This window comes from Ruminococcus sp. NK3A76, assembly GCF_000686125.1.
Taxonomy (GTDB): domain Bacteria; phylum Bacillota; class Clostridia; order Oscillospirales; family Ruminococcaceae; genus NK3A76.
In genome coordinates this window covers 18,865-39,983 of record NZ_JMMA01000002.1, presented here as the reverse complement: position 1 = coordinate 39,983, position 21,119 = coordinate 18,865, and the positions used below count along the sequence as shown (strand labels likewise).

The window sequence follows — 21,119 nt, the reverse complement described above, 5'->3', positions numbered from 1 at the left end:
CTCACTTTACACAAATTGGTTTTTCTCATTATATCACATCATAACTCCCCCGTCAAGTTGGCAGGCGGCTTTTCTGTGTCACGATTGACTTTTCCGCTGTCATATGATATTATTAAAAACGTGAGGAGGGCGAGAAGATGTCCGTTTTAGAATTCAGGTGCAGCTGCTGCAAAATGCCGCAGCGCTTCTTAAGGTTGCATTCGGCGACTATGAGATCTACCGCTCGGGCGGCGATGAGTTTGTTGTCCTTTGTCCGGGAATCACCTCACAGCAGCTTGATGAGAGCATAGCAAGGTTTCATGCGCTTGCTGATAACACGCCCGATGTCAGCTTTGCAGCAGGCACGAAATGTGTCGAGGGCGATTACGACATACACGCCGTAATGCAGGCTGCCGACCAGAATATGTACCTGAACAAGGAAGAATTCTACCGTCAGCACCCCGAGAAAAACTGGCGAAAGATTATCTGATATGTAAATAACAAGCGGAATTCCCGAATGTGGGAGTACCGCTTGGTTTTTTATGCTTATCTGCCTTTTTCGTTTGACTTTGCAGCCTTATTAGTGTATAATTATATAAGCCGGACTCACACCGGCAAAACACCACCTGATTTATCTGGACACAAAGGACAAAGACAATGAGCATAGTATATGAATTTATGACCCTTCTGCTGCTGTTCTCATCAGGCAGCATGATCGGCTGGAGCATCGAGGTATTCTACCGCCGCTTCAAGCCGGACAACAAAGAAAGGGTGTGGATAAACCCCGGCTATTTATGCGGCCCGTGTCTGCCGCTCTACGGCTTCGGGCTGACGCTGCTTTACCTGCTGGCACTTGTGGAAGATCACATCGGCATCGACAACGACATACTGCGAAAAGCTGTGCTGTTTACGATAATGGCTGTCGCCATGACGCTTATTGAGCTTATCGCAGGTGAGATATTCATTATCCGCCGGCACTTAAAGCTATGGGACTACACCAATATGCGTTTTAACTATAAGGGCATCATCTGCCTGCGCTTCTCGGTATACTGGGCGCTGCTTGGTGCTGTGTATTATTTTCTGATCCACCCGAGGATATTAAACGGTCTTGAATGGTTCTCGCATAATCTGCTGTTCTCCTTCGTTATCGGGATGTTCTACGGCATACTCATCATCGACCTGTCATACTCCTTCAAGCTGACGGCTAAGATCAAGGCATTTGCAGAGGAAAACGAGATGATAATCCGCTACGAGGAGCTGAAAAAGTATATTCGCATGACAGTTGCAGAGCGCCGGGAGAAATACAGGTTCCTCAAAGCCTTCGAGTCGGAGGGCAGCCTTATGGATCACCTGCGTGAATACATGGAAAAGCAGCTCGAACAGGCTCGCAGCGGCAAGATAAACGACTTCATCGAAAAGCACAGGCCGTTATGAAGCATCAATGCACAAAAAATATAGATAACAAAGCGGTATTCCCGAATGTGGGAGTACCGCTTGTATGTTATTCATGGCACATCGTCAGCTGACTACAGATATATTATCACCATTAACTGTCAATAGCCCCCGCTGCCCGGCAAATTCAATGCCGCTTGAAACTCTTTCCTCTACCGCCGAAGCTCTTGCATAGCCGAACAGCCTTGCAACTGCAAGTATCAGATCGTTTCGTGGAAGGCTTATCTGAGCGTTTAGGACATACATTATCGCAGCAGATATTTCTTCCAGACAAACATCTTCTATCCTGCGCTTGTTCTCACCAACGCCTGTCCTGAAGATGTTGTATTCATCGGGTGTCTGATCTTCTCTCCAAATGATGCTGTCCTGCTCGGTAAGCCGGTGTGGGATCATGCTCAATGCTTTTTCGATCACCGATAATACAGCCTTGCTCTTGCGTGATATGCCCCAGGCGGACATTACTTTCTTTATAAGCGCATTGCAGCTTATAGGTGCTTCTGCTGCTATCACCTGACGCATCGCCGATATTACCCTGCCGATATTTTCATACTCTATAAAACTATCGGGTGTGCCCTGTATCGGCAGAATACAAGGTGTAAACGGTGTCAGCAAAGCGTTTTCTTCATCAGGCTGAGCCGTTTGCAGATCTGATACATCTATTTTCACAGCTGCCGGTATATCTGCTTTGATATTCTCTTTTGCGTCTTTAATCGCCTGATGAAGTCTTTCCTCTATTTTGCTGATGACATTATCAGGATTGTCAAGCCAGTCAAGTATATGAACATTCATTATCGACCAACCAAGCCCTTTAAGAACAGAAGGCTGTGTTATCCTCATATCATCAACAGAGGAATTGCAGTATTTGGTGTAGCTGTCAAGTATCAGACCCAAGGCAAAACGGTCGCTGTTTTCGGGATGGGTAATGCCTATATCCACCTTGTAACCCGAACAGCCAATGTCACATTTTGCATCATATCCTTTTTCTTTCAATCTGCCTGCAATTATTCTGGCAAGATCATCATTTTTATGCTTTATGTCATTAGCATTTCTTGCAAGCGACTGTGTGCCTCTTTCAGCAAATTCAAGAAAGCTCTTAAGCTCTGCAACACCGACTGCACGAGTGCGTGACAGATCTATCTGATCGGGTCTGAGTACAGAATATACTATCATTTCATACCTCGCACGGGATACTGCAACGTTAAGCCTTCTCCAACCGCCGTCCTGATTGATAGGCCCGAAATTCATAGATACCCTGCCGTTCTTATCAGGTCCGTAGCCTATGCTGAACAAAATAACATCACGTTCATCGCCCTGCACGTTTTCAAGGTTTTTGATAAATATAGGTTCATACATCTTATCAGCTATATCTTCAAGCTTCGGGTCTTTTACAAACCTTTCAGACAGCATATCGTCAATAAGGTTTTGCTGAACTGCGCTGAAAGTTACAACACCGATAGAGAATTTACGCAGGTCATCATCGCTTAATCTTCTGACTATCTCATCAACAACAGCCTTTGCTTCGGCAACATTCTGCCTTGTCTGGCTCTTGTCATAAAAGCCATCGACCTGAACTCTTGTCACCTTGCGGACTCTGTCATCAGGCGAGGGGAATGTCAGCAGCTTGTTTTCATAAAACCTTGCATTGCTGAATGCGATAAGGCTTTCGTGCCTTGAACGGTAATGCCAAAGCAAGTGCTTCTGCGGCATTGAAAGTGCAAGACAATCATCGAGCACACTTTCAAGATCTTCTTTGTCATAGTTCTCTTCATCAGTGTGCTGTGTCGAGAAGAATGATGTGGGCGGAAGCTGTTTGGGGTCTCCTACTATCACCACGCTGTCGCCCCTTGCGATAGCTCCTACCGCTTCACTTGTCGGCATCTGTGATGCCTCATCAAATATTACAACATCAAATTTCGGGAACTTAGGGTCTATATACTGCGCCACAGATATAGGGCTCATCAGCATACACGGGCATATCCTTCTCAGCAGTGTAGGCACACTATCAAAAAGCGCTCTTATCGAAAGCATACGCCCACCGCTCTTTATTGCCTTTTGCAGGGTGGAAAGCTCTGAATTGCCCTGTCTTAATCCGTCAGCCGAAGTAGGTATCTTGGCACTGAGCCTTGATATGAGTTCTAATACGGTAAGTCTTCTGAAGTTCTCGGTCGCTTCCCTGTATCTGTTCAGTGATACTTCAAACTGTGCCCCCTGAAACGATGACAGCCTTGTGTCCTGCGCCATAGCTGAAACTATGGTAGCCTTTGATGCTGCACAGACAAAAGCGTTTTCAATGCTATCTTCATCAATATCATTTCTGCGGTAAGCCGCAGATATATCACCAAGTGCATAAGCATCTATCTGAGCCAGCAGACCTTCAAGCACAGACCTTTCTCTTAAATGATCTGCATTCTCAGCAAAGCCTTTTGCAAGAGCTTTAACTCCCTCAAACCAGTCACCCGCTTTTTCAAGATGTGCTGTATCGACAGTGTACTTTTCCTTGATAGCATTTATGCACTTGACTGCTTCATCATAGTCGTTTACCGCTTTATGCGCTTCGCCTGGATGCCCGGTCAGAATACTTAGCTTATCTGTAAGTGTATTATCGCCAAGCTGTTTTATAATACTGCGGATATTGACTGTGTTGTTCCTGTATCTTGTCAGCCTGTTTGCATCGGTTTCTTCGCCATGCCAAAGCTGCCCGAAATACGGCAGATATTTTCCGCTTATCGCAGCTATATCTTTTGCTGTGCTTTGGTAAGCTGCCGCTCTGTCGCATATTTCAAGATAGTTATCAGCATTAACGCTGCCTGCATCTTTTGCATATGCTCTCAGTATCCTTAATAGCTTTCTTCTTCCAAGTGCTTTGGGAATAAACCATTTCTGTTCGTTGGTTTTCCAACTGAGCCTCATGCTTTCTGCATCGGCCGTGAGTATGCTTTGATCAAACGCTGCAATAAGTGTGCTTTTTAGCTCCTGTAATTCTTTAAGGCGTTTGATAAGCATATCAAGATCTTCTGTATATTCCGTTACAGGTGTGTCTTCATTAATTGCAGAGACAAAGTATTCGCCTGTAAGTATAAGCCTTGTCAGCTCAGTTATGTTCTTTATGTATCCATAGCTCTTATTACCATTTATGCCCGTCAAAGCAAAAAAAGAATCAAACGATCTTTCAAAAGTCTCTGTAAGCTGTAAGAGCATCTCAGCATCGGCAGAAAACTCATTTCTTATATCAAAAGAATAATCTATCCTGCAATAATGCTTAAGCGGTGATGAAGCAAGGCCGCCTATCTCTTTGCCTGCTACGGATATCCGCCTTATAAGCTCAATTGCGTTTTGATACTTCTCGCTTGTTATTGTCTCGCTGAAACTGTTTTCAAGAGTGATCCTGCCGTCATATATTTTATTATTATCAAACGAAACTATTGCATTATACAGCGACATTCCGACAGGCCGGGGCTGATGGAGCGCCGTCATTATCTGTTTGAGCTCCTGACGCTCTGCTTTCAGCCGTGAGGCCTGTTCTTCATATTCGGCAGGACTTTTTATATGACCTAAAGACAACACCTGTTCAAGCTGATCGAGCACGGCACGTTTCTGTGCTTTGTTTGAATGCAGCTCCAGACAGAACGGGTCAAGCCCCAGGTTTTTCAAACGGTTCTGAACAACAGAAAGAGCTGCCATTTTCTCAGCAACGAATAAAACCGACTTGCCGTGATAAAGAGCATTTGCTATCATATTTGTGATAGTCTGTGATTTGCCTGTTCCGGGCGGTCCGTGCAGCACAAAGCTCTCACCCTCGCCGGCAGCATATATCGCCGCAAGCTGTGATGAGTCAACACTGGTGGGAACAGCCATTTCATCAGGAGATATCCTGTCGTCTATCTCGGACGGTGATATCTCTGTGTTCTTTGCCTGCCATTCCATTTTGCCGTTTATAAGTGATAAAACGACCTTGTTATTCCTGAGTTCTTCACTTCGGTTGCGAATATCGTTCCACATAATAAAGCGGCCAAAAGAGAACTGCCCGAGGAAAGCTATCTCCTCAACGTCCCAGCGGTCATGTGAGATTATAGCCCTGCGTATGGTGTTGAATACCAGCTGAAGATCCACGCCGCTCTCATCTGTAGGCAACGGGTCAAGACCGCCGATATTTATTCCGAAATCCTGCCTTAGCATTTCAAGCAGGGTTATATTCATCTGAGTATCTTCGCTTCTTATCCTTATCGAATATGCATTGTCGGATATTTTTCTGATAATATCAACAGGAACGAGCACTAAAGGCGCATATCTGCTCTTTATGCTTTTATCGGTCTCATACCAGCGTAAGAATCCGAGTGCAAGATAAAGGGTATTCGCACCATTTTCTTCAAGAGAGAGTCTGGCTTTTCTATGCAGGCTTTTAAGCGCCGTATCAAGATCAGATCCCTTTAAAAACGTTCTTATCCTTCGGTTTTTGAATTCGGCCTCTGCAATGGTCATAACAAGATCTTTTTCATTTTCGATCTCATATATCTTAGCATCGGATAAAGCAAGGCTGAGTTCGGTAGGCGCAGGCATTATTTTAAAAGTCTCGCCCCTTGCAAGCTCGTCTTCAAGTCTGCAGAGATCGGCTGCCACAAGCTGTATGCTTAATGTGCGTGGCCTGAAATTGATAAGGCTGTTCCTAAGCGAAAGATCAAGCAGCTTGCGCTCCCATATGTCCTGCTTGGTCACGTTTTTGTTTGCTTGTGTATCAGCAACTCTCAGGTTTTCAAGATCAATAAGCGACGGTGTAGATGTAATGGAGCTTTCGCTTCTTTCACCAAAGCCTGCAAAAGAGTATTTCCCGTCTGCCTGCACTGGGAGCGGTCTGATGCCGTTGCCTCTGCAGCGCTGTATATCAAGTGCGATAGCAAAGTTTTCAGGGATAAGCAGAGCATCATTTGCGTGCTTTACAGCCCTGTCAAAATCATAATTCTTTCCGGCAACAAAGTCGGTGCATTCCACAAGGCATATGGAATTGATACCGTCTGCCATCCTCTTTGATACTGCTGCAATATCATCAATGACACAATCTGAAAAAGTCTCATCTTCAAGCCAGCAGCCGGAAAATGCGTGGCCTTTTATAAATATAAGCACAGGGTAAAGCCCGACCGCTTCTGCACAAGATGCAAAAAGCAGCGAAAGATCAAGACAGGTGCCGCATTTTTGCTCTATAACCGTATATGGAAGCCGGATACGCTGCCCTGTAAGTTCATAGCTTGCAGGCGGCATGGTATATGCGATGTTTTCCTCCTGTAACGCAGCGTATATCGCAGCCATTTGCAGCTTTACAGCATTGGGATCCTGTGTCTGATAACCTGTAAAGGAAGGGCTGCCTGTCCACTTCATAAGATAATGTGCGGCTTTGTTTACTGTCTGCAGCACCGCAGGGTGATTTGGTGTAATGTATGCTGCGGTAAGCTCAGGCATGATATTCATACCGATCCACTGATCGGCAGCGAGCAGCGTTATATCAGCTGTATCTGTCGCTATTATCTTCCCGTTCCCGGTAACGGTTATGCTGATCGTTCCCGACATACGTTCAGTCAGATCTGACAGCATATCAGGTGATATGATTATCCTTACAGGTGATATCTCAATGGTCTCTCCGGGCTCTATTGCAGCTATATCCGCTTCAAACTCTTTTGCAAATTCAGGCGAGAATGATATTTTTATATGTATATTCCCGACAGCTTGTTCTCCCTGATTGGTGATATATATACATCTTATCAAAGGAATATAATTCTGCTGCATTGCAAGGTTTATCTGTGCCTTACAGTCCATTCGTATTTTCAGCTCAGGCTCCATTGATATTCACCTCCATCTGATTTTCGCAGGTCTCTTTTCCACAAGCTCAGCATGACGCTTTATTTAAACACACATATTACATACAGATAATCAAAAAACACATAAAGCGGTATTAATAAGAATAATGATAAGAGATCCTTAAGCTCGCCCTTTGTCCAGCTTTCACCTGGTTTACGTGGATTTATTTTGATCTCTGTATCCTGATTTTTGAAATAGCTGCAACGCTTTTCGTAAACATGAGTTGACGTATAAGTCTGACCATTATATTCAAATCTAAACGTAACTCTATAACTGTATTTACGTTTCACTTTACCTGTTTTAGAATCTTTATATTCTTTCTCTTTCTCTGTTACAGACTCTACCCGGGCATCAACTTTTTCTGTGCACACAATCATTCTTTTGATATCCCTGATAATAGCGAACAAGGTCAACACCTGAAAGATTGCCAAAACTGATCCTGCTAAAACAGCAACAACTCCCATAGGTTTTAACTCCTTAAATCAGTATAGTTTACTATCTGCCTCTTTCACTATTTCTTCATAGGAACAAGCCCTGATGACCTTGAAATTCTTTTTTATCTCAGCAGTCCACAGGTCGATCTCGCCCTCTATATCGGATACTTCGGGCAGTATGAAGCCCCATATCTTACAGCCTGTTTTCTTTAATTCGGGCAGAAAGTATGTAAAACCCCACTCGACATCTTCCTTTACATCTTCAAATCCGTTCCTTGCATCGACTATGAAAATGCTGCCCTGATGTTCTCTTAGCAATTTAAGCGATGCATTGACAGGCTCACGGTAATCGTCAAAGTGGGCTTCTTTCTTCCAGACGTGAAATACCGCATTGTCTTTCTCAATATATTCGGTTTTTGCGTATTCACTTTCAAACATCGTCTATGTCTCCTTGTAACAGCTGTATCGCTTGCTCAACTGTAATTGTCTTTGCGTAACGATCTTTCCACATAAATTCATTAAAATACCTGTAGGCAGTTTCCTTATCAAAATATGGGTTATCATAGGTCGAATTTGTGTATGAAGGAACGATCATATTAAACCCTTTTTCAAAACCGCTTTTTATTGTTGCGTCCATACAATAGTCTGTCGATACACCGATGATTATGATATCTTTTTCACCTTTAGAATTCAGGTATTCCGTTAAGGCAACACCGCACGAAGATTGTGCGCAAATTGCGCAGTCAGCTTTTTCGTCAGATCGCACAGATTTTCCGAAGGAATACTACCGTATTTCAAGGAAAAAATGTGTAATATGACGGAAAAGATGCAAGTAAGTTGCGTACAAAGCCTTCAGGCGGTCTTTGTGCGGTGTTGCCTTAATACTGTCATCGGGTGGAAAGCGCTGTTTACATTCTTTTCAAAACGTTTTTCACCGTCTCTCGGAGCAAATTCCTCGTATATCTCATAGTTGTCCGCAGACTTGTCAAGACTGGTACCCGGGCCGTCATCATGCTGAACATATACGACCTCAACATTGTTTTCTCTTGCCGCTGCAATTAGCTGTTTAATGTTGTTTCTTACCCTTTCAAACGAATACAGCCTTTCGTTAAAACAGCCCTTTTGTGTATCTACAACCAATAGTATCATGTGTTTCTCCTTATCTCCTTGTATGAAGAATACTGTAATAATAGATCACGTCCCAAAATGGCAGGAAACGCTCTGTCAATTCCAATTATACCACACTTGGCTGCATTTATCAATAGACGACCGTATGCTTTTTAAACGGCAGAATCTTGTAAGGGATTGAAAATGCAATGATATTATGTTATACTAATAATAGAATAGGAGATATTAATTGCTGAGATAATACAAGAAGAATTGAAAAAACGCTTGATTTGCACAAATCAGAAATCACAGAAAAGCCTGAAATATCGGAAAAGAAAGGAACTTAACAGCAATGATCAGGATAATGTTCGTCTGCCACGGTAATATCTGCCGTTCGCCCATGGCAGAATTCATAATGAAAGAACTGGTGCGGCGTGAGGGGCTGGAAGACGACTTCCTGATAGCCTCGTGCGCTGTCAGCACCGAGGAGATAGGCAACGGTATCTATCCCCCTGCAAAGAACGAACTCAAAAGACGGGGCATACCGTTTAGCGAGCACTACGCTGTGCAGCTTAAGCACTCTGATCATGAAAACTACGACCTCTTTGTGGTCATGGATAAAAGCAACCTCCGCCGTGCAAGGGATATCCTGGGCGGCGACAGTGAGGGCAAGCTGCATATGCTCATGGAATATGCAGGCATCTCCCGTGATGTCTCAGACCCGTGGTATTCACGCAGATTTGATGTTGCATTCGATGATATAATGCAGGGCTGCGAGGGGCTTCTCAGATCTCTTATCTGAGCTTTGCACTCAAAGCCTTGCAAATAAAAAAAGCCTGCACGATCAGGCTTTTTTTATTATATGGTGGGGTGATCGGAGAGAATCGAACTCTCATTTTCAGACCCACAAACTGACGTCCTGCCACTGGACGACGATCACCTGGTAACGGATACGGGAGTCGAACCCGTATTACAAGAATGAAGGTCTTGTGTCCTGTCCTGTTAGACGAATCCGCCGTATGGTGTCCGTGGGGAGATCAAAACTCCGAGTGTGCCGGTTCTTAGCCGGGTGTGTCTGCCATTTCACCACACGGACATATCAAAGCCGCACGGAATATGCGGCTATAGCTGCTAAAAACACGCAGTCAGATCATTTTTACGACGATTATCTCGTCGATGGTCACGCCGAACATCTCGGCTATTATCACCATGTTGTCGATAGTCGGCACAGCGTCGCCACGCATCCACTTGAAAATGGCCTGCGGAGTGTTGAATCCGCACCTGCGCTGTACATCGGCTATCTTGAAGCCTCTGGCTTTTATCATGTTCTTTATGTTAATACCTGTTGCCTGAGTATCTATCACCGGCATATCAGACATCTCCTTTCTTAGTATGTTGTATCAAAGACGCAAAAAAACACCGCCTGCGCAGCACGCAGACGGTGTTTTGACATATCAGAACAACGCACTAAGCGAGCGCCCTGAAATGCAAACACTTTTTATCTGCACGCAGCACAAAGTCAGTCTCTTCCGGTTCGAGGAAAAGGCTCTTTATTACAGCAATATGCAGACCGTTCATGTAATACATCATTAACTTTATCAGCTTGCTCATTTCAGTTCGCTCCTTTCTTTGATGTTGTCATTATTATAGCATAACTCTCGTTATACGTCAAGTAAACCGCAGGTATATCCTGAGTATCAGTAATCAGCCTTGCCTGTGATCTTTGTGAAGCACTCCTTGTAGAGAGCAGCTGTCTTTTCAACTACCTCGTCAGGGAGCTTGGGTGCAGGTGTTACGCCCTTAAGGTTATTCTCGATAAGCCAGTCACGAACGAACTGCTTGTCGTAGGATCTCGGTGAAACGCCTGTCTTGTAATCCTCAGCAGCCCAGAAACGGCTGGAGTCAGGTGTCATTACCTCGTCGCCTATCGTAAGCACACCGTTCTCGTCATAACCGAACTCAAACTTTGTGTCAGCTATGATAAGACCCTTCTTCTTTGCGTCCTCATAGCAGGTGTTGTATATCTTTACGCAGATGTCAGCTATCTTGTTTGCTTCATCCTCGCCTATCTCAGCTCTGAGCCTGTCGAGAGTTATGTTCTCGTCATGGCCTTCGCTGTTCTTTACGGAAGGTGTCACCATGGGCTCTGCGAGCTTCTGTGCAAGCTGATACTCGCCCTCTATAGGCTGGCCGCAGTAAGCGCCGGTCTTCTTGTAGTCTTCCCACATACTGCCGAACATATAGCCTCTTACGATAAATTCATAAGGGAGCATCTTCAGCTTCTTTGTTAGTATTGTCCTGCCCTCATACTTTTCCTTGTCAGCAAACTCAGCAGGCATATCTTCGAGCTTGTCGGAGATTATGTGGTTGGGGATAATATCCTTTGTAAGGTCGAACCAGTAAAGCGCTATCTGGTTGAGCGCCTTGCCCTTGCCGGGAACAGTAGAATCAAGTATAACGTCAAAAGCCGAGATCCTGTCTGTTGTTACGAGCACAAGCTCGCCGCCGTCTGTTTCGTATACTTCCCTGACCTTGCCTGAAATGATCTTCTTCATGATAAAACACCTCTTACCCTTTCTTTTCAGCTATCAATACAGCTATACAGTGCGCATGAGCATCTTAGCCCACAGACTGTATGCGTTTTAAAATACAGATAAAGCCATATTCCGGGCGATATTGCCCTTGTATATATATTATAGCAGAGTATACCTCCATGTTCAATAACCAATTTTTGAAAAGTTGTTAACAATTTTACCGCCGGTTAAAAATCACGGCGGCTAAGATGTGTGTGTTTGACACCTGAACGGGGCATCTTGCCCGTTTCCCCGGGGACTCCAAACAAAAAAGCAACACCGCACAGTCAGCACAGCATTGCCTTTTCGCATTTTATTCTATTTGAGGATAGGAATAAACAATTTATACCACCGCATCGGTGATAGTCTTTTCAAGAGCCTCTCTGCCGTATGCATCTACCTGAGCCTTGTTCTTTTCGCCGTGGGTAATACCTTTATGCACTTGTCGCCGTCACGATATACTGTCTTGGTATTTCTTACAGCGATAACACGATCAAGATTCATATTGCCTACCTCCTTTTATACTCTCTTTTTACCGCTGCTTACAGCACGGTAGAAAGCCTGCTTGAAATCCTTGCTGTCGGCTGTGACTTCTATCTGCCCTGCAACGGGCTTTTCTGTTTCTGTGAATGTCCTGCCGTAGTATACGTTCATATATATCTGCTTAAGGTAAGCGAAAACAGAGCGACCGAGGAAGAAAAGGCCAAGTTTGAACAGCTCGCAGCCAAATCCAAGAGGGATACATTTGAGATGTTCACCGAGGGCGAGATAAGAGGAGTCAAGTCGCAGTACGGCGACCCGAACACCAAAAAGGGAAGAAAGGTAAAGCCCACATTCGAGAAGCCCGAGCAGCCTAAGCCCAAGCCAAAGGCCAAGGGCGTGTAAGCTCGGAGCACTGATGAGCTGCCTGTCGGCTGCTCACTGCTTCGGCGTTTCAAGAAATCTCTTGCAGGTCTTGTCAATGCCTATCGCCCCGAGAGGTGCTGTTATCAGTATCGCAAGCACCGCTACTGACAGCACCGTTTTTCCGCAGTCAAGCCCCAGCGACAGCGGCACCGAGCCGATAGCCGCCTGGACTGTGGCTTTAGGGAGATATGCTATCACGCAGAAAGCACGCTCTTTTATATTAAGCTCTGTGCCTGTCATGCAAAGGCATACACCCACCGCTCTGAAAGCGAGCGCTGCAAATATCATAGCCAGCGCCGAAACTCCTGCTGTCAGCGTGTAGCGCACATCGACCGCCGCCCCCACAAGCACGAACAGCAGGCACTCAGCGCCTATCCACAGCTTGCCGAATTTCTCAGACAGCCGTGAGGATACCGACTTATTCCCTTTTAGCTTGATAACACACGCCATAGCAACTACCGCAAGCAGTCCCGAGACTGCAACATAGGGTTTGGCAAGGCTCTCGACTGACATGAGCAGAAATGCCGTGCCGAGGATCACGATAACCTTTGCGGTGTTTCGTATCTTTGAGCCGTGCTTGTGTGCAGCTTCAAAAACAAAGAACAGCACCACACCTGCCGCACTGCCAAGCACAACGCCAAGCAGTATAGATACTGGGATATCCAGAAGATCGCTCACCTTTGCCGAGCCGCCCTGCGCCATAGTCACAAACGTCGAGAACAGCACGATGACAAAAATGTCATCACACGAAGCGCCTGCAAGTATCATCTGCGGAATGCTTTTCTTTGTGCCGGCCTTTTCTTCTATCAGCCGCACCATTCTCGGCACGACCACCGCCGGCGATACTGCACTGAGCACTGCTCCCATAACAGCCGCCTCAATACGAGTCACGTCAAGCAGCAATGGTGCGAGCAGAACATACCCTGCTATCTCAAAGCAGGCAGGCACAAACGACATCATCACGGCAGGCCTCCCGACTTTTTTAAGGTCAGAGATATTTAGCGTCAGCCCTGCACGGATGAGTATTATGATAAGCGCTGTCTGTCGAAGCTCGGACGAGATGCCGAGTATCTTTTCATCGAGCAGGTCAAGCAAATACGGGCTGACAATGATGCCCACACCGAGCATACCGATGATCCGTGGCAGGCCTATCTTGTTCATGATCGCCGCAGCCGACAGCCCGACAAGAAAAATGATCGCAAGTGACAAAAGCATAAATATATATCCCTCCAAATAAAAAAGCCGACAACTTCTGCGTAAAGCAGACGTCATCAGCTCGGAATAAGCGGTTCAAGTGATAAATATCACTTCGGGAGATCATCATTCCCATATAATATTCACTGTCAGTATTATAGCACTTTGGAGAGAGTTTGTCAAGTGGTGATGCGTCTTGACGGATAAGGCTTTGTTTGGTATAATTTTTTAGATGTGATATCATGAGCAAAAAAGACGTGCAGATAGACCGGTGGTTTTACGAGATACCCGACCTTATCCCTGATAGCGAGGGAAAGACAGTTATCGTCAAGATAAAGTCATTCGGGCCGCTTGAAGTTTTTGAATGGGGCATCTGCAGCGACGGTGTTCCCTATGAGCTGTACAACTGGTGCGAGAACGACCTCTGCGAGCATGAAAACTATTGCAGACCGACTACCGCCGAGACGCTTTGGAAAAAGATAAAGGCAACACCGCACGAAGATTGTGCGCAAATTGCGCAGTCAGCTTTTTCGTCAGATCGCACAGATTTTCCGAAGGAATACTACCGTATTTCAAGGAAAAAATGTGTAATATGACGGAAAAGATGCAAGTAAGTTGCGTACAAAGCCTTCAGGCGGTCTTTGTGCGGTGTTGCCTAAAAGAAGTCATCACTCTGTTTGAGCGCAACGGGTACATCAGACAAGCGGATATCTACCGTGACGTGCTCGACAAGGTGAGACAGCTTCCACGGGAGACTGCCCTTGATACATATAACGAGGAATAAGATTTTTTTGTTGAGCCGGAGATATGATCGTTTGATATGGCTGCAATAGATGCATATTAAAACCACCGCACAAGGCCGTAAAAAAACGGTCTTATGCGGTGCTGCTTTAATTATTCTCAGTTGTTTCCGAGTATTTTTTCAACCTGTTTATTGTTATTGCCTATGCGGCCGCCTGCCTCGGGAGCAGGGTTTCTTCTTTTTTCGTCATAGTTTGACCAGAGATTCTGTCCCTTGTCATGTGATGCCTGCTCAAAAAGATCCTTGTCAGAAGTCTTGTCCATCATAGTTTTAAAGGACTTGCTTTTAAGGGTATTCCTTAAGAAGGTGTTGTAGAGTTTTTCATTCAGGCTCTCGGGGCTCATATGGTTTATGTTTTTGTTCTTGTCCGATCTGCTGATAGCTGCCTGAATAAAGAACGATGTTGCAATAGCCGCATAGTTCTGACGCATCTCCTCCTTGTTGGGTATCTTTCCGTCAGCTGATGCATTCTGGATATTCCGCTGTGCCTCGGCACGCTTGTTGTCAAGAAACTCCTGTGCCTTCTGAGCGGCAGTCTTGGGTTCTTCTATCTTTTCCTCCTTGATGATAGGATCATCTTTTGCTTCATTTATGTTTATCTCATTATTATTAATTTCCTCGTTGTTGATCTGTACATCGTTCTTCGGAGGTTCGATGATCACTTCATCATTCTTTATCAAATTGTTGATATTCTGCTCGGGAAGTCCCTCTATCACCAGCTCATCAGCCTTCTGCTGATAGATGTCGTTTATCTTGTTCTCTACTATCTTTTCCTTTCTCTCTATCGTTTCAAGAAGGAAATCTGCAAACTTGTCAATGTTGTCAACTGCTGCGATACGCTTATCGGCGTTGCTGTTTGTACCTTTCAGGAACTGACCGTCAGTGACCTTGTGGTCAAAATACTTCTGATTCTTTTCCTTGAGATCTTCTATCTGCTCTCTTAATCTCTTGACCTTTTCCTGAAGCGCCTTCTGCTCATTGATATCAGCCTTTCCTGTCTGCTTCTGGCGGGCACGAAGCTGCTGATCCTTATCAAGCATATCTACCCACGCTCTGTGAACGTCACGGAGCGATTTTCCTACATTGTTGTATTCAGGGCTGCCTCTCCAGAAGCTGAGCTCGTTGTCTGCGTGACCCTTTAATACGTCTCTGTACATATCCATTGCCTTTTCAGACCTCTGAATATAGTCATTGTGGGGCGTTACAAACTTGTTGGCTATATTTCTTGCCTGCTTTTCTTTAGCTATTACACCAAGCTCTTTTTCAACGTTATCCTTATAGGCCGAAGGGTCCATATCAATATATTCTGCGTGCTGCTTGTGAGCGCTCCAAAGCTTTCCAAGCACCTTCTTTGCAAATGCAGGGTTTTCCTTATAGTATTCATCTGCGTGCTTATGGACATTGTTGATCGCCTTTACAGCAAGCTGAGGGTGGTTCTTAGTAAACTCATTGGCTTTCTTTACATTGCCATTTTCATCCGTGTATTTAAAGTCTGTCGTTCCGAAATCAGTTAGGTTTAACACAGCATCATACAGCTTTTTATAGGCATCGGTTTGCATATTTTCAGGCATAATACTCATATCTTGCAAAATCTGCGAGGCAGCTTCCGATATCTGCGCTATTGTCTTTTCGCCCTTTTCGTAGATCTTCTTCTTGCTTTTGAGTTCATTCTCATATTCCAAGATCTGTTGATCGGTCATAAACATAAACTTGTCGTTTTCAGGTCCCAGCTCGGCGTTGCAGCGGTTATAGAACTGTCTGGTCTTTTCGGGCTCATAGTCAAGCAGATCAAGAAGCTCCTGCGGTTTATCCTTGTAATGCTGTGCCATAAGATCAACGGCCTTGCTGTCCATGACCTCCATCATTTTTCTGTTGAATTCAAAATCATCAAGCAGCTTGCCGGGGTCGTTGCTCTTCTGCAACAGTATGGTCGCTATAGTTGTAGCAAGGAGCGTCTTCAGATAAGCGAGCTTACGGTCGTCATCTTCCGGCAGCTCAACATAGCTCTTTCTTGCGTCCTCGATCCTTTTGCCGGGGATAGGGCCTAATTCACTTGTGTACTTGTTCTTTTCAGGGCTTGGCATATTGATTCCTCCATATTTTAAATCATTTTTTCAGAGATTCATAGTAACCGTTTTCGGCTCTCTGTTAGTAATACCGTCCAAATATATCAAATGGGTGCAAAAGAATAAATTATTTTAAACAAAAAAGCAAAGGACAGAAACTACGGCATACTCTTGTACGAAAACTTAGGAAACATCAAAGCCTATCGTAAAGCATATGGAACCGCTCAAACCGCTTGGCTCAAAATATGTTTTTGGGGATCACTTGTCCAAGCCAAATTGCTCAGCCATTTCAGCAAGTGCAAGACAAAAAGCCTGCTGCTGATAATAGTATTCCGGATTAACACACAGGGGATCGAAAAACTGATTGTAAAATGGATTATTATACATAATACCGCATCCCTCACCCCGCTTGCATCATTAAGCTGGCTCAGGTGATAAGGAAGAAGAAAGAGGAGTTGGGAATCAAGGCGGAACAGATGTCTATGTTTATTAAACATACTTGAATACCAATCATTACACTTTATTAAATGCGATCTGTGGTTTAAAACAATAATTCCAGATAAACTCAGTCAGTTTATTTGCAACACATTGATACTCATTAGGATTAGCTTCAGTAAAAAAATAAACCGGAGGATCATCACCTTCTTTGATGTTAAAGAAACAAAAAATAGTACCTTGTGACATCCAGAAAACAAAATCGTCATTTTTCAATTCAACAGTCGATGAATTGTCACTTAGAGTTTCTTGGGCATATTTCTTTAATAGAGGAATATCCCGAATAAAAAACTCACATCCTGACCAAAAAGGTGCAGAAGTGCCTGCGCCAATTAGCTCTAATAACTCAATATACGCTTTAGGAAGATTATCATACTGATTAAAGATCTTATTTAATTCCGGATTTGACGGGGGGAACATTTTATAATGTTTTATTTCAAACTCATATGCAAATTTATCAAAATACATTTTATATCCTTTCAAGTACTTTTGTTATAAACAGGTCTAAAAAACACTTTGTTGTATTATCTATACTGCTGGTTAAATTATATCACATCCCAACACTCCTGTCAATTCACTCATTGCCGCCTACTATCTCACCGTCAGATATCTCAATGACTCTCTGGCACTGCTCTGCCACCTTCGGGTCGTGCGTAACAATAACCACCGTCCGCCCCTGCTCGTTGAGCGACTTGAAAAGCTCCATTATCTCAGAAGACGTCTTTGTATCAAGCGCCCCTGTAGGCTCGTCAGCAAGTATCATGCTCGGTTCGTTGACTATTGCTCTTGCAATAGCCACCCTCTGCTTTTGTCCTCCCGAGAGCTTGTTGCAGGGCTTTTTGGCAAGGTCTTCAATGCCCACAGCTTTAAGTGCAGCAAGCGCTTTCTCTTTCTTGCCCTTGATCTTTTTCTTGGAGAAATTAAGCGGTATCATCACATTTTCAAGGGCGGTGAAATCTTCCACAAGCGCAAAATCCTGCATTACCATGCCTATCTTCTCATTTCTGATACGGGCATATTTGCGCTCGGAAAGCCCCTTTACAAGCGTGTCGTCTATCCTGTATTCCCCGTCCTGATAGCTGTCAATGCAGGCGAGGATATGCAAAAGCGTACTCTTTCCTGCACCCGACTTGCCTATTATAGCCACAAGCTCGCCGTCTTTGATATCACACGATACTCCGTGTAGAGCCTCAAATTCATTGGCTTTCTTTGGGTTATATACCTTTTTGATGTTTGTAAGAGTTATCATTTTACCTTCCTCCAGAACGTAAGATTTGAGAGTGTTGAAACAAGCTGGCACATCACTATGCAGGCGCATATTATTAGTGCAGATAAGGGCAGAAGATTATCCATTATCCTTATTCCGTTATTGGCAAATATACCTGTGAGCTTCATGCCGATCAGTGCAATAGCTGCAAACAACACCGAGGAAATAACTATGCACAAATTCTTGCCGAGCATTACAAAAAACAAGCTAATAGATCCCGCACCGCAGTTATACAGAATATCCATATCGGCCTTGTTATCAAGTGATGTCACGATACAAAAGCTGATGATTCCTATGATAACAGCTATTGAGATAATATAGATAAACGGCAGAAATCTTGCATACTGCTCTCTTAGCTTGGCTACTGTGCGTTCGTTCATTTTGTCTATCTCGCGCAGCTCGCCTGTTTGTTCAAGCACCGAATTGTTATACTCAATGTCCTTTTCCGACAAGCCCTTGTATGAGATGAGAACTGTATCAATCAGCTCTGATGTGACCCAGTCAAATTCGCCGTATAGCTTTTCGGCAGATGACTCACTCATGATTATAAACTCGTTATCCTCGCCGCCCGATTTATACGGCACATAAAGGTCTTCAATATACTCACCACCGTTTATCTGCGGGAAATATGTTGTCTCGGTCAGAACGCCGCTTACCCGCACCTCGCCGTTAGCAGTCTTTAGCGTATCGCCCTGCTTTAAGCCGCTCATATATGAAACTACCGCACAGCCGGGCTCAAAGCTTCCCGAGCTGACAGCATAGCAAAACGCGTCATATATCTCATCATTTATGATATGCACAAGCAGCGGAGTGTCATTGTATAAATACACATTTGTATTGGCGTAATAAATCTTCGGCTCACCTTTGAGCTTATCAAAGGCTTCCGCTCGCTGCTGCAAAGCCGCTTCGGTGTCCTTTGATGCACCTGCAAAGCTGAAATACATTACCCCTTTGTGAGTAAATATATCCTGATACGGTGTATATAAAACAGATATATTGTTATAAAACCCGAGCAATGCATTTGAAGCGACCAGAAGCAGGGCTATCTCAAAGGCTATAAAAAGATTTGACCATATATTCTTTACAAAAAATGAAAAGCCGTACCTTATCCCGCGCATATCAGACACCGCCCTTCTGTGAACGCCTGTAATTGTCAAAGGGCGAGCCGCTGCTGTATACTGCCGAAAGCACACCCGATACCACAGCAGCTACCGCCAAGTACACAAGTGCAAATACAGCGAGATACGATTTGTTATCAAAAAGCGAAAAGCCTTTATAGCTTAATTTCAGACCGGGAAGAAGTGCCGTGAATATCACAAGCGACACCGTCAAGCTCACAATAAACGACCCCAGCATCTCAATAATTGAAATGAGAAAAATATCCCGCCTTGAAGCACCGCATATCTTCATAACAGCTATCTGATTTTCGCGCTTTTTGAATACATAGCGAAAATACACACCTATATTCACCACCGCGATAAGCAGTATAACAGCTGATGTGAATATAAACATATTATCTATCTGCAAATTCATAAGAGTAACAGGCTCAGGCTCCTCAGTCGCCATAGGTGTTCCGAAAAGCTCTGTCATTTCGTCCTTTATCTGACTTATCCTGTCAACATCAGCGCCGTCACGCAGCTTTATCGTAAAGTAATTTATCCTTGCATTATCGGGGTAATCCTCTATGTTAATGGCGATATGCACCTTGTTCTCACCGACCTCTGTTACCGTGTATTCGTTACCCTCAATATGGTATACATCACCCACAGCACCGCGCATACTTGAATCGGAACAGGAAAATCTCGGTCCCTGTACTATTTTCCCGCCGCCAGGCTTAAGGTCGCTGCTGAGACCTATTTTGCTGCTGTCTGAGCCGTCTTTCATACCAAAGCCGTTAATGGGAATATCCTCTACCTCATCACCCAAAAAGGCAAGCAGCTCGTACATATCCCCCTTTATATCGCCCCAGCGCGGCGACACCAAAGCCCCCTCAGGATAAACAGTATCCTCAGGCAAGAGCTTTCCCTCCTCATCATATATAGAGTAAAACCCGAAGTAAAACCACTTTTGGTCATATGTAGGGGCGCTTTTCCTCTTTAGTGAATTATTGATAAAGCCCACAGACAGATATACTGACAGCATCGCCACTATCTGCGACAGCACTATCATCAATGACAATATCAGCCTGCGCGAAACAAGCGTTTTGATGTTCAGCAAAGAATAATACATTTTGATTTCCTCCCGTTTTTACCTCTAATAATATAAGACGTTTATGAACAGCAAATCATTACATTATTCTTGATTTTTTGTAAGCCTGCACAAAAACAGCAATTCAGTTTTGTGCATCGGAACGACTAAATCTTCTCGATGCACCCCTTATCCATCTCATGCACCGTCTCGCACAGCACCTCAATATCCTCCGCCGAGTGCGAGCAGATAAGTATCGTCTTGCCCTGCTCTTTGTAGGAAAGCAGATACTCACGCATCTCCTTGACGCCGTCCTTGTCAAGCCCGTTAAAGGGCTCGTCAAGGATAAGTATCTTTGGATTTTCCATAATCGCCTGTGCAAGCCCTAAACGCTGGCGCATACCTAAAGAATACTTGCGAACGTGCCTGCGCAAATCGGGGTCAAGACCGACTTGTTTCATACTTTCCCTGACTTCATTTTTCCCTATCTTGTTTTTTAGCCCTGCAAGCAGTTTAAGATTTTTGTAGCCTGAATAGTAAGGTATAAAGCCGGGCGTTTCAATGATGATTCCCATATCATCGGGAAAGTCAATGTCCTTGCCGACTTTCTTTCCGTCAACTGTTATCTCGCCCGAGGTGGGCTTTACAAAGCCGCATATGCACTTCATAAGCATAGTCTTTCCCGAGCCGTTTCGCCCTATCAGCCCATGTATTCTGCCCTCTTCAAAGCCGACGTTTATGTGCTTTAAAATATCTGTTTTGGTAAGGGTAAGGCATACGTTGTTTACTTCAATTATATTCATATTTTTC

The 21,119-nt window shown here is 44.4% G+C and carries 22 protein-coding genes, 3 tRNA genes and 1 riboswitch; of the genes, 6 read left to right on the top strand and 19 right to left on the bottom strand.

Annotation, left to right across the window (positions count from 1 at the left end; translation table 11 throughout):
• Positions 1 to 157 precede the first annotated feature (157 nt).
• Positions 158 to 469 carry a diguanylate cyclase gene (locus CD05_RS0100270; protein ID WP_028508812.1) on the top strand — a complete coding sequence of 104 codons (312 nt, stop codon included), beginning with the start codon at positions 158 to 160 and terminating at the stop codon, positions 467 to 469.
• Between the two features lie 167 nt (positions 470 to 636).
• Entirely contained in the window at positions 637 to 1,413 is a 777-nt protein-coding gene (locus tag CD05_RS0100265) for a putative ABC transporter permease (protein ID WP_028508811.1), read from the top strand.
• Between the two features lie 84 nt (positions 1,414 to 1,497).
• Here the strand turns inward: CD05_RS0100265 and CD05_RS0100260 are convergent, their stop codons facing one another.
• The 5 genes from CD05_RS0100260 to CD05_RS16750 form a co-directional block, all read right to left on the bottom strand.
• Positions 1,498 to 7,260: a DUF3320 domain-containing protein gene (locus CD05_RS0100260; RefSeq protein ID WP_028508810.1), complete on the bottom strand. Its 5,763-nt coding sequence runs from the start codon at positions 7,258 to 7,260 to the stop codon at positions 1,498 to 1,500.
• A 59-nt stretch (positions 7,261 to 7,319) separates the two neighbouring features.
• On the bottom strand, positions 7,320 to 7,742 hold the full coding sequence (locus CD05_RS0100255) for a DUF3592 domain-containing protein (protein WP_028508809.1): 423 nt from the start codon (positions 7,740 to 7,742) through the stop codon (positions 7,320 to 7,322).
• Between the two features lie 18 nt (positions 7,743 to 7,760).
• The gene (locus tag CD05_RS0100250; RefSeq protein ID WP_028508808.1) at positions 7,761 to 8,150 is read right to left on the bottom strand and encodes a hypothetical protein; all 390 of its coding nucleotides are present in this window, start codon (positions 8,148 to 8,150) and stop codon (positions 7,761 to 7,763) included.
• On the bottom strand, positions 8,143 to 8,478 hold the full coding sequence (locus CD05_RS16755) for an isochorismatase family protein (RefSeq protein ID WP_242841212.1): 336 nt from the start codon (positions 8,476 to 8,478) through the stop codon (positions 8,143 to 8,145). The genes CD05_RS0100250 and CD05_RS16755 overlap by 8 nt, the downstream gene beginning before the upstream one ends.
• An 86-nt stretch (positions 8,479 to 8,564) precedes the next feature.
• A complete protein-coding gene (locus tag CD05_RS16750) occupies positions 8,565 to 8,861 on the bottom strand; it encodes an isochorismatase family protein (RefSeq protein ID WP_084262051.1) in 297 nt (98 codons plus the stop codon).
• Positions 8,862 to 9,171: 310 nt separating this feature from the next.
• On the opposite strand from CD05_RS16750, the gene CD05_RS0100240 reads away from it, so the two are divergent.
• Positions 9,172 to 9,621 (top strand): low molecular weight protein-tyrosine-phosphatase, encoded by a 450-nt coding sequence (locus CD05_RS0100240; RefSeq protein WP_028508807.1) that lies wholly within the window; start codon positions 9,172 to 9,174, stop codon positions 9,619 to 9,621.
• 64 nt (positions 9,622 to 9,685) lie between these two features.
• Here the strand turns inward: CD05_RS0100240 and CD05_RS0100235 are convergent.
• The 7 genes from CD05_RS0100235 to CD05_RS21255 form a co-directional block, all read right to left on the bottom strand.
• Positions 9,686 to 9,759: transfer RNA gene (locus CD05_RS0100235), tRNA-His, on the bottom strand.
• 1 nt (position 9,760) lies between these two features.
• Positions 9,761 to 9,836 (bottom strand) — tRNA-Glu (locus CD05_RS0100230).
• A 3-nt stretch (positions 9,837 to 9,839) separates the two neighbouring features.
• Positions 9,840 to 9,915 (bottom strand) — tRNA-Leu (locus CD05_RS20470).
• 49 nt (positions 9,916 to 9,964) lie between these two features.
• Positions 9,965 to 10,189, bottom strand: coding sequence for a helix-turn-helix transcriptional regulator (locus CD05_RS0100225; protein WP_028508806.1), 225 nt, complete (start codon positions 10,187 to 10,189; stop codon positions 9,965 to 9,967).
• A 97-nt stretch (positions 10,190 to 10,286) separates the two neighbouring features.
• On the bottom strand, positions 10,287 to 10,430 hold the full coding sequence (locus CD05_RS20465; RefSeq protein WP_156947233.1) for a hypothetical protein: 144 nt from the start codon (positions 10,428 to 10,430) through the stop codon (positions 10,287 to 10,289).
• An 86-nt stretch (positions 10,431 to 10,516) separates the two neighbouring features.
• Entirely contained in the window at positions 10,517 to 11,374 is an 858-nt protein-coding gene (locus tag CD05_RS0100215; protein ID WP_028508805.1) for a phosphoribosylaminoimidazolesuccinocarboxamide synthase, read from the bottom strand.
• A 537-nt stretch (positions 11,375 to 11,911) separates the two neighbouring features.
• Positions 11,912 to 12,046 (bottom strand): hypothetical protein, encoded by a 135-nt coding sequence (locus tag CD05_RS21255; RefSeq protein ID WP_278244756.1) that lies wholly within the window; start codon positions 12,044 to 12,046, stop codon positions 11,912 to 11,914.
• Positions 12,047 to 12,142: 96 nt separating this feature from the next.
• Between CD05_RS21255 and CD05_RS21250 the strand changes: the two genes are divergently transcribed.
• Positions 12,143 to 12,277 carry a hypothetical protein gene (locus tag CD05_RS21250; RefSeq protein ID WP_278244755.1) on the top strand — a complete coding sequence of 45 codons (135 nt, stop codon included), beginning with the start codon at positions 12,143 to 12,145 and terminating at the stop codon, positions 12,275 to 12,277.
• A gap of 33 nt (positions 12,278 to 12,310) precedes the next feature.
• Here the strand turns inward: CD05_RS21250 and CD05_RS0100195 are convergent, their stop codons facing one another.
• Positions 12,311 to 13,513: a cation:proton antiporter gene (locus CD05_RS0100195; RefSeq protein WP_028508804.1), complete on the bottom strand. Its 1,203-nt coding sequence runs from the start codon at positions 13,511 to 13,513 to the stop codon at positions 12,311 to 12,313.
• A 40-nt stretch (positions 13,514 to 13,553) separates the two neighbouring features.
• A riboswitch (Fluoride riboswitch) is annotated at positions 13,554 to 13,635 on the bottom strand.
• Positions 13,636 to 13,734: 99 nt separating this feature from the next.
• On the opposite strand from CD05_RS0100195, the gene CD05_RS0100190 reads away from it, so the two are divergent.
• Together CD05_RS0100190 and CD05_RS0100185 are read left to right on the top strand one after the other, a co-directional pair.
• A complete protein-coding gene (locus CD05_RS0100190; protein WP_028508803.1) occupies positions 13,735 to 14,088 on the top strand; it encodes a hypothetical protein in 354 nt (117 codons plus the stop codon).
• 47 nt (positions 14,089 to 14,135) lie between these two features.
• Positions 14,136 to 14,276, top strand: coding sequence for a hypothetical protein (locus tag CD05_RS0100185; RefSeq protein ID WP_156947231.1), 141 nt, complete (start codon positions 14,136 to 14,138; stop codon positions 14,274 to 14,276).
• 116 nt (positions 14,277 to 14,392) lie between these two features.
• Here the strand turns inward: CD05_RS0100185 and CD05_RS0100180 are convergent, their stop codons facing one another.
• From CD05_RS0100180 to CD05_RS0100150, 6 genes are all read right to left on the bottom strand, one after another.
• Positions 14,393 to 16,378 (bottom strand): hypothetical protein, encoded by a 1,986-nt coding sequence (locus CD05_RS0100180; RefSeq protein WP_028508801.1) that lies wholly within the window; start codon positions 16,376 to 16,378, stop codon positions 14,393 to 14,395.
• A 495-nt stretch (positions 16,379 to 16,873) separates the two neighbouring features.
• A complete protein-coding gene (locus tag CD05_RS16745; RefSeq protein ID WP_051588728.1) occupies positions 16,874 to 17,323 on the bottom strand; it encodes an SMI1/KNR4 family protein in 450 nt (149 codons plus the stop codon).
• A 106-nt stretch (positions 17,324 to 17,429) separates the two neighbouring features.
• Complete coding sequence (locus CD05_RS0100165) at positions 17,430 to 18,104, bottom strand: ABC transporter ATP-binding protein (RefSeq protein ID WP_028508800.1); 675 nt, start codon at positions 18,102 to 18,104, stop codon at positions 17,430 to 17,432.
• Positions 18,101 to 19,240 (bottom strand): hypothetical protein, encoded by a 1,140-nt coding sequence (locus CD05_RS0100160; protein ID WP_028508799.1) that lies wholly within the window; start codon positions 19,238 to 19,240, stop codon positions 18,101 to 18,103. The genes CD05_RS0100165 and CD05_RS0100160 overlap by 4 nt, the downstream gene beginning before the upstream one ends.
• Before the next feature lies 1 nt (position 19,241).
• Positions 19,242 to 20,351 carry an FtsX-like permease family protein gene (locus CD05_RS0100155; protein WP_028508798.1) on the bottom strand — a complete coding sequence of 370 codons (1,110 nt, stop codon included), beginning with the start codon at positions 20,349 to 20,351 and terminating at the stop codon, positions 19,242 to 19,244.
• Between the two features lie 125 nt (positions 20,352 to 20,476).
• Positions 20,477 to 21,112 carry an ATP-binding cassette domain-containing protein gene (locus CD05_RS0100150; RefSeq protein ID WP_028508797.1) on the bottom strand — a complete coding sequence of 212 codons (636 nt, stop codon included), beginning with the start codon at positions 21,110 to 21,112 and terminating at the stop codon, positions 20,477 to 20,479.
• Between the last annotated feature and the right edge of the window lie 7 nt (positions 21,113 to 21,119).